This window comes from Flaviflagellibacter deserti (assembly GCF_042652085.1).
Taxonomy (GTDB): Bacteria; Pseudomonadota; Alphaproteobacteria; order Rhizobiales; family Methylopilaceae; genus Flaviflagellibacter; species Flaviflagellibacter deserti.
This window is the reverse complement of sequence record NZ_JBHSJF010000002.1, coordinates 57,529-72,579: the sequence shown is the minus strand read 5'-3', so window position 1 is coordinate 72,579 and position 15,051 is coordinate 57,529. Positions and strand designations below refer to the sequence as shown.

15 protein-coding genes and 1 riboswitch are annotated in these 15,051 nt (G+C 64.3%); of the genes, 4 read left to right on the top strand and 11 right to left on the bottom strand.

What is annotated here, in order from left to right:
* Positions 1–23: 23 nt before the first annotated feature.
* Together ACFPFW_RS02490 and ACFPFW_RS02485 are read right to left on the bottom strand one after the other, a co-directional pair.
* Positions 24–704 carry a GNAT family N-acetyltransferase gene (locus tag ACFPFW_RS02490; protein ID WP_114957301.1) on the bottom strand — a complete coding sequence of 227 codons (681 nt, stop codon included), beginning with the start codon at positions 702–704 and terminating at the stop codon, positions 24–26.
* Positions 688–1,203, bottom strand: a complete 516-nt coding sequence (locus ACFPFW_RS02485) for a MarR family winged helix-turn-helix transcriptional regulator (protein ID WP_114957300.1) — start codon at positions 1,201–1,203, stop codon at positions 688–690. The genes ACFPFW_RS02490 and ACFPFW_RS02485 overlap by 17 nt, the downstream gene beginning before the upstream one ends.
* A gap of 161 nt (positions 1,204–1,364) precedes the next feature.
* Here ACFPFW_RS02485 and ACFPFW_RS02480 point away from each other — a divergent pair, with 161 nt between their 5' ends.
* Entirely contained in the window at positions 1,365–2,795 is a 1,431-nt protein-coding gene (locus ACFPFW_RS02480; RefSeq protein ID WP_114957299.1) for a homospermidine synthase, read from the top strand.
* A 131-nt stretch (positions 2,796–2,926) separates the two neighbouring features.
* Here ACFPFW_RS02480 and ACFPFW_RS02475 read toward each other — a convergent pair whose 3' ends face one another.
* On the bottom strand, positions 2,927–3,520 hold the full coding sequence (locus ACFPFW_RS02475; RefSeq protein WP_114957298.1) for a COG3904 family protein: 594 nt from the start codon (positions 3,518–3,520) through the stop codon (positions 2,927–2,929).
* A 211-nt stretch (positions 3,521–3,731) separates the two neighbouring features.
* Here ACFPFW_RS02475 and ACFPFW_RS02470 point away from each other — a divergent pair, with 211 nt between their 5' ends.
* Entirely contained in the window at positions 3,732–4,115 is a 384-nt protein-coding gene (locus tag ACFPFW_RS02470) for a response regulator (protein ID WP_379769284.1), read from the top strand.
* A 4-nt stretch (positions 4,116–4,119) separates the two neighbouring features.
* On the opposite strand, the gene ACFPFW_RS02465 is transcribed toward ACFPFW_RS02470, so the two are convergent.
* The 7 genes from ACFPFW_RS02465 to aztA all read right to left on the bottom strand — a co-directional run bounded on the left by ACFPFW_RS02465 (position 4,120) and on the right by aztA (position 10,993).
* Positions 4,120–4,689, bottom strand: a complete 570-nt coding sequence (locus tag ACFPFW_RS02465) for a cytochrome b (RefSeq protein ID WP_114957297.1) — start codon at positions 4,687–4,689, stop codon at positions 4,120–4,122.
* The gene (locus tag ACFPFW_RS02460) at positions 4,686–5,792 is read right to left on the bottom strand and encodes a catalase family peroxidase (protein WP_114957296.1); all 1,107 of its coding nucleotides are present in this window, start codon (positions 5,790–5,792) and stop codon (positions 4,686–4,688) included. Before ACFPFW_RS02460 ends, ACFPFW_RS02465 begins: the two co-directional genes overlap by 4 nt.
* Positions 5,793–5,884: 92 nt before the next feature.
* A complete protein-coding gene (locus tag ACFPFW_RS02455) occupies positions 5,885–6,895 on the bottom strand; it encodes a WD40 repeat domain-containing protein (RefSeq protein ID WP_114957295.1) in 1,011 nt (336 codons plus the stop codon).
* A gap of 174 nt (positions 6,896–7,069) precedes the next feature.
* A complete protein-coding gene (locus ACFPFW_RS02450) occupies positions 7,070–8,134 on the bottom strand; it encodes a CobW family GTP-binding protein (RefSeq protein WP_114957294.1) in 1,065 nt (354 codons plus the stop codon).
* A 143-nt stretch (positions 8,135–8,277) separates the two neighbouring features.
* Positions 8,278–9,219 carry a metal ABC transporter substrate-binding protein gene (locus tag ACFPFW_RS02445; RefSeq protein ID WP_379769279.1) on the bottom strand — a complete coding sequence of 314 codons (942 nt, stop codon included), beginning with the start codon at positions 9,217–9,219 and terminating at the stop codon, positions 8,278–8,280.
* 30 nt (positions 9,220–9,249) lie between these two features.
* Entirely contained in the window at positions 9,250–10,119 is an 870-nt protein-coding gene (locus ACFPFW_RS02440; RefSeq protein ID WP_114957293.1) for a metal ABC transporter permease, read from the bottom strand.
* Between the two features lie 130 nt (positions 10,120–10,249).
* A complete protein-coding gene (gene aztA / locus ACFPFW_RS02435; RefSeq protein WP_114957292.1) occupies positions 10,250–10,993 on the bottom strand; it encodes a zinc ABC transporter ATP-binding protein AztA in 744 nt (247 codons plus the stop codon).
* A 321-nt stretch (positions 10,994–11,314) separates the two neighbouring features.
* Here aztA and ACFPFW_RS02430 point away from each other — a divergent pair, with 321 nt between their 5' ends.
* Entirely contained in the window at positions 11,315–12,289 is a 975-nt protein-coding gene (locus tag ACFPFW_RS02430) for a Bug family tripartite tricarboxylate transporter substrate binding protein (protein ID WP_114957401.1), read from the top strand.
* Between the two features lie 46 nt (positions 12,290–12,335).
* Here ACFPFW_RS02430 and ACFPFW_RS02425 read toward each other — a convergent pair whose 3' ends face one another.
* The gene (locus ACFPFW_RS02425; protein ID WP_379769275.1) at positions 12,336–12,779 is read right to left on the bottom strand and encodes a hypothetical protein; all 444 of its coding nucleotides are present in this window, start codon (positions 12,777–12,779) and stop codon (positions 12,336–12,338) included.
* A gap of 165 nt (positions 12,780–12,944) precedes the next feature.
* Positions 12,945–13,062, top strand: a riboswitch (TPP riboswitch).
* 127 nt (positions 13,063–13,189) lie between these two features.
* On the opposite strand from ACFPFW_RS02425, the gene thiC reads away from it, so the two are divergent.
* Complete coding sequence (gene thiC / locus ACFPFW_RS02420) at positions 13,190–15,022, top strand: phosphomethylpyrimidine synthase ThiC (protein ID WP_162799707.1); 1,833 nt, start codon at positions 13,190–13,192, stop codon at positions 15,020–15,022.
* Positions 15,023–15,051 lie beyond the last annotated feature (29 nt).

Genomic DNA, 15,051 nt, shown 5'->3' with positions numbered 1-15,051 from the left:
CGGCCTGCAAGGGCCGCCTCTTTTCAGTCCGGCCGGCGCATGGCCGCGACATACATCTCGCGCCTTAGCCTGAAGCCCAGCGATTCATAGAGCGCGATCGCGCCGGTGTTCGACGCGAAGGTGTGGAGATAGGGCTGTTCGCCGCGGGCGTAGATGCGGCCCGCCATGAAGGTCAGCAGCAGCGTCCCGAGACCACGTCCACGGACGTCGGGATGCGTGCAGAGGCCGCTGATCTCGGTCAGGCCGGGCTGCCTGAACCGGACGCCGACCATTCCGATCAGCCGCTCCTCTTCCTTGATTCCCCAGAATTCGCCGAGGCTCTGCGCGCGGAGCGTGAACGGGCCTGGCTTGGTCAGCAGCGCCAGTTCCAGCATGTCGGCGGCATCGCTTTCGTCGAGCGGCTTCAGGCGCGGATCATGGATCTCCGGCATCAACCTGTCGGCGACCATCTGCACGCCGGGCGCCTCCATGCTGGCCATAAGCCCGCCGGGAATGACGATCGGATCGGCCTGGATGGTGAACAGCTCGTCTTCCGGACCGACAAACCGCTCCAGCCCGTCGAGGCTCGCCGGATCGCTGTCACCTGTTGCGACGAAGGGGATGATCGACGGCGGATAGCGCCGCGCCAGTCCATTTTCTTCTGCGAGAGCGGCGTGGCTCGTTCCGAGCGCGCTCCAGATCGGACGATCAAGCACGTGTGTCATGGCGAACTCCTTCCTTCGGGAGGTTCTTGCCGACGCGCCGCGCGAGAGGCGCGGCCGTCAGGCCGTCTTCGATGCGGACCAGTTGATCGAGAAACGGAGCGTCGAGACCGCCACAGAGATCGGCGACAGCGTGATCGATGAGTGGCCAGAGTTCCCGCTTGGCGGTGTCGACGACCGCCTGTCCCTTTTCGGTCAGCCCGACGATCTTGCGCCGCTGGTCTTCCGGCGACTGCTCGACGCGCACGAAGCCGAGCCCGACAAGCTGGATCGTCGTTTTGGTTGCGCCGGGCTGGGTCACGCCGATGGCCTCGGCCAGTTCTCCGACGGCAAGCGGCCCCAGGCGGTCGAGAGCGGCAAGAAACGGAAACTGACTGGCGACCACGCCGGCATCGAAGCTGTCGATGACCTCCTGCGTATCGGCCTGCAGCCGCTCGCCAATCCGCTTGAGACGGGTGCCGAGGCACAGGAAGCCAAGCGCGCGAACCACATCCTCGGTCATAGGGATCTCCATTACATCGCCAATTATATAACCGGTTATATAGATGCGAAAGCGTGGTGCGGCCGAACCGTCATCCGGCTGACGAACATAGATAGTTCCTTGATTTATCGTCCCGTGCCCGGCTCTATGCCCGGCACTTGCCCAGACTTGAGAGGATCGAAATGGCGGATTGGCCGAATTACGGGGAAATTACCGGACCCATTGTCATGATCGGCTTCGGCTCGATCGGACGTGGCACCTTGCCCCTGATCGAGCGCCATTTCACCTACGACAAAGATCGCTTCTTCGTCATCGATCCGGACGATCTCAACAAGCACATCCTCGACGCGCATGGCCTGAGCCTGATCCAGCAGCACGTCACCCGGGAGAATTACCGCGAACTCCTCACCCCGCTCCTGACCAAGGGCGAGGGTCAGGGCTTCTGCGTCAACCTCTCGGTCGACACCGGTTCGGTCGACATCATGGAACTCTGCCGCGAACTCGGCGTGCTTTACATCGACACCGTCAACGAGCCCTGGCTCGGCTTCTATTTCGACAAGAACAAGGGTCCGAGCGAGCGCTCGAACTATGCGCTGCGCAATTTCACGCTCGAAGCCAAGGCCCGCAATCCAGGCGGCCCGACCGCCGTCTCATGCTGCGGCGCCAATCCGGGCATGGTCTCGTTCTTCGTCAAGCAGGCGGCGCTCAACATCGCCCGCGACATGAAGTTCAACGTGCCGGACCCGCACACGCGCGAGGAATGGGCGGCGCTGCTCCGGCAGATCGGCGTCAAGGGCATCCACATCGCCGAGCGCGACACACAGCGGACGGTAAACCCGAAGCCGCCGAACATCTTCCTCAACACCTGGTCGGTGGAAGGCTTCATCTCCGAGGGCCTGCAGCCGTCCGAGCTCGGCTGGGGCACGCATGAGAAGTGGATGCCGGAAAGCGCCCGCCAGCACGAGGCGCACGACGCCCCGGCCATCTATCTGATGCGACCCGGCGCCGATACCCGCGTCCGCACCTGGTGCCCGACGCTCGGCGCCCAATACGGCTTCCTCGTCACCCACAACGAGTCGATCTCGATCTCGGACTATTTCACCGTGTTCGAGGACGGCCAGGCGGTCTATCGGCCGACCTGCCACTACGCCTATCACCCGGCGGACGATGCCATCCTGTCGTGGCACGAACTGTTCGGCGCCTCGGGCAAGGTTCAGGACAAGCTGCACGTCCTCGACGAGGACGAGCTCGTCGACGGCATCGACGAGCTAGGCGTCCTTCTCTACGGCCACGGCAAGAACGCATATTGGTTCGGCTCGCAGCTATCGCTGGAAGAGACCCGCCGGCTCGCGCCCTACCAGAACGCGACCGGCCTTCAGGTCACCTCGGCCATTCTGGCCGGCATGGTCTGGGCGCTGGAGAACCCCGAAGAGGGCATCGTCGAGGCCGACGAGATGGACTTCAAGCGCTGCCTGGAAATCCAGATGCCCTATCTCGGCCCGGTGAACGGCTATTACACCGACTGGACGCCGATCGAGAACCGGCCTGGCCTGTTCCCCGAGGATCTCGATCTCGACGATCCCTGGCAGTTCAAGAACATCCTCGTCCGCTGAGGGCGTCGTCCTCCAGCTTGTGACCGGAGGACCCATAGTGGCGGTGCCTGTGGCGTGGATCCTCCGGTCGAGCCGGAGGATGACGATGAAGGCCTCTCCCGCTTCCCCCGGGAGAGGCACAGACCGAGCTTTCAGTTCACCACCCGCATCCGGCGGAGCTCCTTCTGACTCAGCACTCGGATATTGCTGTGCTTGGTCTTGGCCGCCAGCGAGATCAGTTCCGGATTGACGCCCATCGCCTGGGCGTATTCGCGCAGCAGGGCCAGGGTTTCGGCGTCCTCACGCCTGTCGGCGGCCGTCAGTTTCTTGCCGGGCTTCCTGCCGATGGTGATGAATTCGTGCACCCCGAATTGTGCACCGGTGAGAACTTTGCGGTTCACACCGCCGAGCAGGGCGTAGGCGCAGGCCGAATAGCAGGCTCCGCCCGGCGCGACGCCGACGGTGGTGCCGGTTTCGCGGAATGCCACTCCAAGCAGCAGGCTGCCGGCGACATTGCCACCCGGCGAATGCAGGAGCACCGGAGTTCCACGGCCGGCGCGGCGGATCGCCGAACGGAACGCCCGCTCGGTGCTCATCACGATCTCGCCTTCGCCGAGCAAGATCGTGGAGCAACTCTTCTTGCAATCGCCGAGCTCGACTTCCCTGAACGTCATCGGGCCGGCCTTTGCGAGCGACGGAGCGACAAAGGCGACAGCAGCAACCGCGAGAAGAGCAAGACGACGCATGGAAGGCCCCCTTAACGATTGAGTAAGCGTGGCAAAACTCATGCCCGCTTGTCCATCGGTTCCTATCGTTCTTTTGGATAAGTGCCCGTCATGCACAACTGCGTCACTCGGCCCCGATTTGGGTGGAAAACCCGAAGGATTGTTCTAAAGCTGTTCACGGCGAGTTTATTCCCGGCCGCCCATTGTATGGCCGGGCGCGAGGCGAAAATCCGTGAACATTCAGAAAGTCGACCTGACGGGCCGGCGGGTACTCGTGGTTGAGGACGAAGTCCTGGTCTCGATGCTGGTGGAGGATATGCTCGCCGATATCGGTTGCATCGTCGTCGGGCCGGCACCGCGGGTCGATATCGCGGTCCAAATGGCCTCGAACGAAGAAATCGACGCCGCATTTCTGGACGTCAATCTTGCCGGCGTCCGCGTCTTCCCGGTGGCCGACGTGCTGGCCGAGCGCGGCATACCGTTCATCTTCGTCTCGGGGTATGGCGACCAGGCGACGATCGACCAGCCGCATCAGGGCCGGCCGATCATCCAGAAGCCTTTCGTGCCGGAAGCGCTCGAGGAAGCGCTCCTCGCCTGTCTGTCAGAAGCGAGTTAGCGCCTCACGCCTCCGGCAGTTCATCGGCGACCCTGACAGGCTTCGCCCGCCACGGCATCATGCTGCCGAAAACGCCGTCGCGCAGTATCAGGCCGTGCAGCAGTGCCGCGCCCAGATGCGCGAGCACAGTGGCGAACAACAGATAGGCCAGCACCGTGTGGATGCTCCGCAGAGCAGCATAGAGCATGGGATCGTGCGGCAGGATTGGTGGCAGGACGAACGGGCCGAACATCGCGACCGGATAATTCGCGGCCGACAGCATGCCCCAGCCGACGAGCGGCAGCGCCACCATCAGGCCGTAGAGCAGGATGTGCGAGGCCTGGGCCGCGACGTGCTGAAGCCGAGAGAGCGTTGGTGGCAAAGCCGGGGGCGGATTGAGCCTGCGGTTGACGATCCGGACGATGACGAGCGCCAGAATGGCAACACCCAGCACGCGATGGATCGACACCAGCCTGTGGTAGTCGCCGACCGAGGCGACCATCGCGACGCCAATGAACAGCATCGCAAGGATCATCAGTGCCATCAGCCAATGCAGGACGCGCGAGAAGACGGGGAATTGGCCGTGATTGCTCATGAGCCTTCTCCCTTGCGGACGTCGGACGCGGTCACCGCACTGGGCGGCTTCGTCTCCCCGGCGCGCCTCGTATAGGACACCGAATAGGCGGCCGACCGGGCGCTCAGCAGGGGGTCGTCCGAGGGCTGGATGCCGTCCGGCAGGACCAGCGGATCGTAGTTGACGCTGGTGCAGTCGCCGTCGTCCTCGTCCACAAGCGAATTGATCGTGAGCGTGCCGACGTCGACCTGCTGTCGGTCAGCGGGCCAGGGTAAGGTCGCATCGTTGGTGGGATCGCCGGGCTGGCCTACCGTCACCACAAGACGCCATTTGACGGGCTGCTGCGCCTGCTGGCGGATCAGCGCATCGAATAGAGCGTTCTTGTCGGTGCCGAGCGCCGCATTCGCCGGCGCAGCCTGCTCCGGCACCACGGACCAGCGCACGGCAACCGTTTGCCCGCCAGCATTGGTGAAGCGGAATGCGTTGAGGCCGTGGAAGGTCGTATCGCTGAACCCGGCCGATCGCGGGCCCGCCTTGATCAGCTCGATCGCCTTGGCCGTCTCCGGATGCTTCGCCGCGAACGCCTGCATTTTCGCGGGATCTGGTTTCCCTGTCGCCGGATCGGGCCTCGACGCGTCGAGCTGCTCCCAGAACGCTTCCGGCGTGTTTACCGGGAAGACCGGGATCGGGATCATTGCGGTGCGCCATTCCTCGCCGCCGGGCAAGAGGAAGCGCAGGCCGAAACTCTTCACCGACATCGCGGAATCCGCAGCATATGGCTGGCCGCCCGCGATGGAGAACCGGGCGATCACTGGAACCGACGCTCCGGCTGCGAAGACCGAGGCCTTCGACAGCGGCACACCCGCGCCATTGCTGGCGAATGTCGCCGAAGCGCACAGTCCCTTGGCGTGGTTTCGCCTGAATCCCTCATGGACGCCGTCCACGGCCTGGAAGGTATCGATGATCTTGTTCTGGGTCAGCGCTCCCGGCGAGAACCAGCCGCCCGCATAGGCGAAGCCGCCCGCAGCGGCGGCAAGCACCGCGCCGATCGCGCCGAGACGAAGGAGAATGGAAAACTTGCCGAGCGCGGGCGCGCCGTCGCTTGGTGGCTGATCATCTTGCATCACACGATCCCGATCCTGAATGTCTCCCCTATGGGGGAGATACGCAGGCCGGCTGCTTTTGGATGATCAGCAAATAGTCGAACTCGATCTCGTCAGATCTTCGGCAGCGACAGCACCCCGGCCGCGCCCTCCTCGGTGCCGAAGGCCAGCATCATGCCATTGGCGTCCCATGACAGCGCCGAAACCGGGCCGCCTTCGCTGACCGGACGGACCTGCAGTCCGCCGCCCTCGTCGTCCATCTTCACCAGCAGGATGAAGCCGTCGCGATAGCCGATCGCGAGCACGGGCGCTTTCGGATGGAACGCCACCCGCTCGACCCGCGATGGTCGGATGCCGAGTTCGAGCGGCGGTTTGCCCATCGGGCCGTCCTTGGTGACGAACGGCCAGACGATCGCGGCGTCCGCACCGCTGGTCGCGAGCCAGCGCCCGTCCGGCGACCAGGAGATCGACCGCGTCTTTCCGGGATAGCCGGTCATCCGCATATGCGCGCCGTCGGCGACGCGCCAGCCGTGCAGCGAATTCTCCTGCATGGTGGAGACGACGAAGCGGCCATCGGCCGACGCCGTGACATCGAGGTGGGAGCCCTTCCAGGGCAGTTCCTTGGCCGGAGCGGTGGATCGCGGGAACCACTGGCTCACGCCGTTATAGCGGGAGATGTAGAGCTGGAAGCCCTTCGGTGCGAAGGCGAGCCCACGGCCGCTCGATCCGACATCGATCGAGTATACGGCGCCCTTGCCGTCGCGGACAAACGCCTTGCGGCCAGCCGCCCAGGCCACTGCCCCGTCTGGACCGGTCGCGACCGCGTCGATCCAGGCATGGCCTTCGGTCGTGGCAATTTCTTCGGTGCGGCCGGCCGCCGACAACCGCACCACACGGCCATCATCGCCGCCGGTGACGAGATGCTTGCCGTCCGACGCCGCGACTAGGATCGAGCCGTTCGGATGCACGTTCACCCGAGAGACGTTGTCCGCGCTGGCGAGCATCACCGATCCATCGCCGAGCGCGAACGCCGCCGTCTTCTCGATGAATGCCGTGGCCGTGACGTGCGATTCCGCCAGGATCGGGCGGATATAATCGGCGAGGCTCGTGTCGGTGGAGGTCATAGCGGCGGTTTAGACCGGGTTTGGCAGAACGCCAACCCTCTCCCTCGGAGAGAGGGCGACTCGAACCGGCAGGTTCGAGCGGGGTGAGGGGTAAGACCTATCGCGAGGGCGTACCCCTCACCCGGCAGCGCTACCGCGCTGTGCCGACCTCTCCCATCGGGAGAGGTCGAAAACTCAAGCCGCGCAGGCCTCGAAACCCTCGCGCAGCATCTCCTCATCGAGCTCCTTGCCGATGAAGACGAGCTTGGACTGCCGCGTTTCTCCCGGCTTCCATTCGCGCTGCAGGTCGCCGTCCAGGATCATGTGCACGCCCTGGAAGACGAAGCGGCGCGGCTCATTCTTGAACGACAGGATGCCCTTCCAGCGCAGGAAGTTCTGGCCCTCGCGCTGCGCGAGTTCCTGAACCCAGGGCATGAACTTGTTCGGGTCGACGTCACCCGGAATGGTGAAGGCGACCGATTTGATGAACTCGTCGTGATAGTGCTTCAGCCCGCCATGACCGTGGTCGTGGTGATCGTGCCCATGATGATCATGGTCATGATGGTCGTGGCCGCAATCCGGGCCGCACGCCTCGCCATGTTCATGATGGTGCTCGCCTTCGAGGAAGGCCGGCTCGATCTGCAGGATGCGATCGAGATCGAACGCACCGCGATCGAGAACTTCGTTGAGCGGAACCTGGCTCTTCACCGTGCGGATGATGCGCGCATATGGGTTCAGTCCGCGGATGCGCGCCTCGACCTCCTCGAGCTCCGCCTCATTCACGAGGTCGGTCTTGTTGAGCAGGATGACGTCGGCGAAGGCGATCTGGTTCTTAGCCTCGGGGGCGTCTTTGAGTCGCTCGGTCAGCCATTTGGCGTCGGCGACGGTCACCACCGCATCGAGGCGGGCATTGTCCTGCACTTCCTCGTCGACGAAGAAGGTCTGCGCCACCGGAGCCGGATCGGCGAGGCCCGTCGTCTCGACGATGATCGCGTCGAACTTGCCCTTTCGCTTCATCAGCCCCTCGATGATGCGGATCAGGTCTCCGCGCACCGTGCAGCAGATGCAGCCATTGTTCATTTCGAAGACTTCCTCGTCCGCGCCGACGACGAGTTCGTTGTCGATGCCGATCTCGCCGAATTCGTTGACGATGACCGCGTAGCGCTTGCCGTGCTCCTCCGAGAGGATGCGATTGAGGAGCGTCGTCTTGCCGGCGCCGAGATAGCCGGTGAGCACGGTAACGGGGATCTTGTCGGACATGAGGTAACCCTGTGTGGCGCCTCATCCTGAGCCGAGCGCGAAGCGCTCGTATCGAAGGATGGCCGCAAGCACCGAGCCCGGGTCCATCCTTCGACACGGCTGCCAAGGCAGCCGGCTCAGGATGAGGTTGTGTTCGTTGAGCGTCAGCTCGAAAGCGCCGCGCTCAACGTCTTTATATTGTGATGGAACATGTCGATGTAAGTGGCAGCCGGCCCGTCCGGGGGCGACAGAGCGTCCGAGTACAGTTCGCCGCCTACCACGGCGCCGGTTTCCTTGGCGATCCGGTCGATCAGCCGCCGGTCGGTGATGTTCTCGACGAACACAGCTTTGACCTTGTCAGCCTTGATCTGCCTGATCAGCCTGGCGACGTCTTTCGCTGAAGCCTCTGACTCCGTCGAAATGTCCTGCGGCGCGATGAAGGCGAAGCCGTAGGCCTTGCCGAAATAGCCGAAAGCGTCGTGTGAGGTGATGATCTTGCGCTGTCCCTCCGGGATCGCCTGGATTGCGGCTTTCACCTCGCCGTCGAGCGCGTCCAGCTTGGCCGTGTAAGCCGTGGCATTGGCCTCGTAGACGTCCTTGCCCGCCGGATCGGCGGCGATCAGGGCATCACGGATATTCCCAACATAGAGCTTGACGTTCGCGATCGACTGAAAGGCATGCGGGTCCTGGCCGTGCTCGTGTTCCTCATGCGCGTGCTTCTTGCCCTTGGCGTGGTCGTCCTCTTCCTCGCCGGCGAAGGCGATCGGGGTCACGCCCTGGCTCGCGGTGACGACCGTGGCCTTCGAGCCGGACGCCCGAACGAGACGGTCCATCCATCCCTCGAAACCGAGCCCGTTGATGAAGACGACCTTCGCCGTGTTGAGCGCCTTCGCATCAGCGGGCGTCGGCTCGTAGACATGCGCGTCGCCGTTCGGGCCGACGAGGGTCGTTACCGCGATGCGGTCGCCGCCGACATTCTTCACGAAATCGCCGAGGATCGAGAAACTCGCGACCGTTGCGAGCTTGTCCTGCGCGTGGGCCGGAGCCGACAGCGCGAGACCAGCGCCGATAGCCAGCAATGTTATAACGTTACATACAATACGCATGATGAACCCCCTTTGCGAAACCGAACTTATTCAGGCTTCGAGGTGACGGACCGGCACGAGGCGCTGAACGAAACCGCCCTGCGCGCCGAAAGCCAGCGATGCGAGATAAAGCCCGCCCGCGGACAGGATGATGGCCGGGCCCGCCGGCAGCGACCAATGATAGGAAACGAGAAGGCCGATATAGCCGGACACCGCGCCGCCGATGGCGGACAGGATCAGCATGACGGTGACGTCCTGCGTCCACATCCGCGCGGCGGCGGCTGGCAGCATCATCAGGCCGACGGCGAGCAGCGTGCCGAGGGCATGGAAGCCGCCGACGAGGTTCATCACGACGAGCGCGAGGAAAACCATGTGGACCGGCGCGCCGGCATTCGAGACAGAGCGCAGGAAGCCCGGATCGACGCATTCAAGCACGAGCGGCCGGTAGATCGCGGCGAGCGTCAGCACGCTCACGGTCGCGATGCCCGCGATCAGGAACAGAGCCGCATCGTCCAGCGCCAGCACCGTGCCGAACAGCACATGCAGCAGATCGACGTTCGAGCCCCGCGCGGAGACAAGAACCACGCCGAGCGCGAGCGACAGCAGATAAAAGGTCGCGAGCGAGGCGTCTTCCTTCAGCGCGGTGAAGCGCGAGACGAGACCGGAGAGGAAGGCGACGGTGACGCCGGCCACCATGCCGCCGATGGTCATGGCCGGCAGCGACAGCCCGGCGATCAGATAACCCACCGCGGCGCCAGGCAGGATCGCATGTGCCATCGCATCGCCCGTCAGGCTGAGCCGGCGAAGCATCAGGAACACGCCGATCGGCCCGGAGCCCAGCGCCAGAGCCAGCGAGCCGACCAAAGCGCGCTTCATGAAGTCGAATTCCGCGAAGGGCGCGATGAGGAAGTCGTAGATCATCCTCGATCCTCATCCTGAGCCGGCCCGCAGGGCCGTGTCGAAGGACCGACCCAAGCTCCGAACTCGCCATCCTTCGACACGAACCGCTCCGCGGTTCGGCTCAGGATGAGGCCATTGAGTATATCGACCATCACGCGACCTTCCGCTCGCACGAGGTCGCATGCGGATCGAAAGCCTCGATCATCCTCCGTGCCGTGAACAGGTTCTCGGCGCTCAGCGCCTCCGCCGTATCGCCCCAGGCGACCGGAGACCGGGCCAGCAGCAGCGACTGCGGGAAATGCCTGCGCACGGTTTCCAGATCGTGCAGCACAGCGACCACCGTGCGCTTCTCCTTGTGCCAGCGCTCGACCACGTCGATCAGGTCGGCCGTAGTGCGCGCATCGATGGCCGTGAACGGCTCGTCGAGGAGAATAATGGGAGCGTCCTGCAAGAGAAGCCGCGCGAACAGGGCGCGCTGCATCTGGCCGCCGGAGAGCGTGCCGATCGGGCGCGTCTCGAAACCGGTCAGCCCCACCGCAGCGATCGCCTCGGCGATCGTTTCCTTGTCCTTGCGGCCGATGCCGCCGAACAGGCCGGAGCGGGTCCACAAACCCATCGAGACGAGATCGAAAACAGAGAGCGGAAAGGTGCGGTCGATATCCGCCGCCTGCGGAAGATAGGCGACGCGGCCTTTCGCCGAGCCGCCGAGGTCTATCCGGCCGCCGAGAGGCGACAGCGTCCCGACGATGCCCTTGAGCAGCGTCGACTTGCCGGCCCCATTCGGGCCGACGATCGCGGTCAGGCTGCCCGCGGCGATTTCACCCGAGAGATGATGCACCGCCGGATGACGGTCATAGCCGAGCGTGACGTCGTCGAAACGGATTGCGGCGCTCATCAGGCCGCCGCCCAGAAAACTGCGCTCCAGAGGAGCAAAACGAGCACGGCGGCGGCGCCGATCCGTTGCACCGCCGACAGGCGCAGTAGCGAAAAGGGCGGCTTCACAGCCACGCGATGTGTGTGGGCGTGACCATGCGAATGGTCATGGCGATGGGCATGCGTATGAGGGACCGGCGTCGGCGACATACGTTATGTTATAATGTTACACTTTTCAGCACGCAAGCAGGACGCAACATCAAGCCCCTTGGAAGTTTGGGCGTTCGGCCCCAAACTTTCGTCCAGAGCGGCAAGTCCATGCCGCCACAGGGAGAAAATGCTCATGAAGACGACACGCGGCCTGCTCGCAGCGGGCCTTGCCGCCATTGCATCACTGCTCGCCATACCCGCCGAGGCGCAGACTTTCCCGACGCGCGCGATCACGCTGATCATCCCGTTCCCGGCCGGCGGGTCGACCGATCTCGTAGGCCGCCTCGTGGCGGAGAAGATGAGCACGCTCCTCGGCCAGCAGGTCGTGGTCGACAATCGCGGCGGCGCCGGCGGCAATATCGGCTCGGCCGCGGTCGCGAAGGCTGAGCCCGACGGCTACACGATCCTCATGGGCACGGTCGCGACCCATGCACTCAACCCGGCGCTCTATACGAAGATGCCGTACGACGCCGCGAAGGACTTCGCGCCGATCTCGCTCCTCGTCACTGTCCCCAACGTCCTCGTCGTCCACCCGTCGGTTCCGGCGAACAACGTCAAGGAACTGATCGATCTCGTGAAGAAGGAGCCCGGCAAGTACTCCTATGCCTCGTCGGGCAACGGCACGCCGCTGCATCTGTCGGGCGAGCTCTTCAAGTCACTGGCCGGCGTCGACATCGTCCACGTTCCCTACAAGGGCGCGGGCCCGGCTCTGATCGACGTGCTCGGCGGCCAGGTGCCGATCATGTTCGACAACCTCCCCTCCTCCACCCAGCACATCAAGGACGGCAAGCTGAAGGGTCTCGGCGTCACCACGAAAGAACGCTCGGCGGTGTTCCCGGACATGCCGGCGATCGCCGAGACGCTGCCGGGCTACGAGACCTATACCTGGAACGCGCTGTTCGCCCCGGCCAAGACGCCGGCCGATGTCGTCGCCAGGCTGAACGACGCCGCCAACAAGGCGATCGCGGATCCCAAGGTCAAGGCGAAGCTCGCGGAATTTTCGGCGACGACCGTCGGCTCGACGCCTGAGGAACTCCAGAAGCACGTCGAGGCCGAACTCGCCAAATGGGCGCCGATCGTGAAGGCCTCCGGCGCCAAGGTGGACTGATACTCCGGGTGTGTGCCAAGCCGGGCAAACCCGGCTTGGCAGCGCCTCAGTCGATGGTGAGATAGTCCAGATAGGAGCGCCGCTCCTCTTCGGACTCTTGCTTCTTCTCATCATGCGTGTCGGCGGCGGAGTCCGCCGGCAGCTGCAGCACGGTCGCGTACTGGCCGTGGCGCAGGAGCGTCAGAAGCACCATCCTGCCGTCCGGCACCTCCAGCGCATCATGATGCATATGCGGATGGCCTTCGTTTATGTGACGGAAGCGGGCGAGCGTCTGACCGAGTTTGCGCGTCGCTAGGAATCCGAGCGCTCCCTCACATTCTATCTCCTTGTCGAAGGCTATTTCGGTGCCTGGGAGAAGGCAGACGGCCATATTGGGTTCACCGACGGCCGAAAAGCCGCGTGTGGTGGTGCCGGGAAAGCTGGTGGAGACCAGCTTGTCGCCGACTTTGGCCGGGCGGGACGCAACAGATTCGAGGCTATAGTCGCACATCGAAGGACCTCTTTGATGTGTTCGGGGCAGCCGGAATGGTTGTCCTTCCAAGCACTAAATAGGGTCCCGAAGGCGGCAGGCTTATGGTGGCAGGTGCCCGATCAACTGGATTTGAACGGACTTTAGACGGTTGACCCAGCTCGGAAATGCTCTAAAGAATCGTCGTCACAAACCGAGGGGAGTCCCGCGAAGGGACTGAGAGACCGACGGCCGTCAGGCAGCGCGGTGACCCTTTGAACCTGATCCGGGTCATGCCGGCGAAGGGACGGGCACGCGGGCCAAGGTGAGATTCCTCCACCCGCACATCCTCCTCCATCGCCGGATCTCCCTTTGTGCGAACGAGGAGATCCTTCGTGAACAAGCCATTCTCTCCCAACGACTTCATCGAGGCCGGCGTCACCACCGGGCCGATGCCCGCGTCCGAGAAGATCTATGTGACGAGCGCCCACGCCGCGGACGTGAAGGTGCCGATCCGCGAGATCACGCTCACCTCCCCCGACGAGCCGAAGCTCCGCGTCTACGACACGTCCGGCCCCTATACCGACCCCGACTACAAGGTCGATCTCGAAGCCGGCCTGCCGCGCCGGCGCGTCGAATGGGTCAAGGAGCGCGGCGGCGTCGAGAGCTATGACGGCCGCATCATCAAGCCGGAAGACAACGGCAATGTCTCGGGCAGCCACCTCGCCCAGGCCTTCCCGATCGCCCACCAGCCGCTGCGCGGCGTCGGCGACGCGCCGATCACGCAATACGAATTCGCCCGCGCCGGCATCATCACCAAGGAGATGATCTACGTCGCCGAGCGCGAGAACCTCGGCCGCAGGGAGGTGCTGGATCGCGCCGCCTCCGCGCTGGCCGACGGCGAAAGCTTCGGCACCTCGCTGCCCGAGCACATCACGCCGGAATTCGTCCGCGACGAGATCGCCCGCGGCCGCGCCATCATCCCGTCGAACATCAACCACGCCGAACTCGAGCCGATGATCATCGGCCGCAACTTCCTAGTGAAAATCAACGCGAACATCGGCAATTCCGCCGTCTCGTCGTCGGTCGCCGAGGAAGTCGAGAAGCTGGTCTGGGCGATCCGCTGGGGCGCCGACACGATCATGGACCTGTCAACGGGCAGGAACATCCACAACACCCGCGACTGGATCATCCGCAACGCCCCGGTCCCGGTCGGCACGGTGCCGATCTACCAGGCGCTGGAGAAGGTCGGCGGCGACCCGGTCAAGCTCGACTGGGAGGTCTACAAGGACACTCTGATCGAGCAGTGCGAGCAGGGCGTCGACTACTTCACCATCCATGCCGGCGTCCGCCTGCCCTACGTGCCGCTGACCGCCAACCGCATGACCGGCATCGTCTCGCGCGGCGGCTCGATCATGGCCAAGTGGTGCCTCGCCCATCACAAGGAGAGCTTCCTCTACGAGCGCTTCGACGAGATCTGCGACCTGATGCGCCGCTACGACGTCTCGTTCTCGCTCGGCGACGGCCTGCGTCCCGGCTCGATCTACGACGCCAACGACCGCGCCCAGTTCGCGGAGCTGGAGACCCTCGGCGAGCTGACGCAGATCGCCTGGCAGAAGGGCTGCCAGGTCATGATCGAGGGCCCCGGCCACGTGCCGATGCACAAGATCAAGATCAACATGGACAAGCAGCTCAAGGAGTGCGGCGAAGCCCCCTTCTACACGCTCGGACCGCTCACGACCGACATCGCGCCGGGCTACGACCACATCACCTCGGGCATCGGGGCCGCGATGATCGGCTGGTTCGGCTGCGCCATGCTCTGCTACGTCACGCCGAAGGAACATCTCGGCCTGCCGGACAAGAACGACGTGAAGACCGGCGTGATCACCTACAAAATCGCCGCCCACGCCGCCGACCTCGCCAAGGGTCATCCGGCCGCACAGCTCCGCGACGACGCGCTGTCGAAGGCAAGGTTCGATTTCCGCTGGGAAGACCAGTTCAACATCGGCCTCGACCCGACCACCGCACGCGAATTCCACGACGAGACGCTGCCGAAGGACGCCCACAAGGTCGCGCATTTCTGCTCGATGTGCGGCCCGAAATTCTGCTCGATGAAGATCACGCAGGACGTCCGCGACTACGCCGCCTCGCTCAACGACCCGCAGATGGACCTGGCCAAGGCCGAGTCCGGCATGGCGGAAATGAGCGAGAAGTTCATGGCCATGGGCGGCGAGGTTTATGTCGCGGAAGACGCGGTGAAGGAAAGCAACAAGGCGCTGAGCTGAGGCGCCCCGCCCTCTCCCAATGGGAGAGG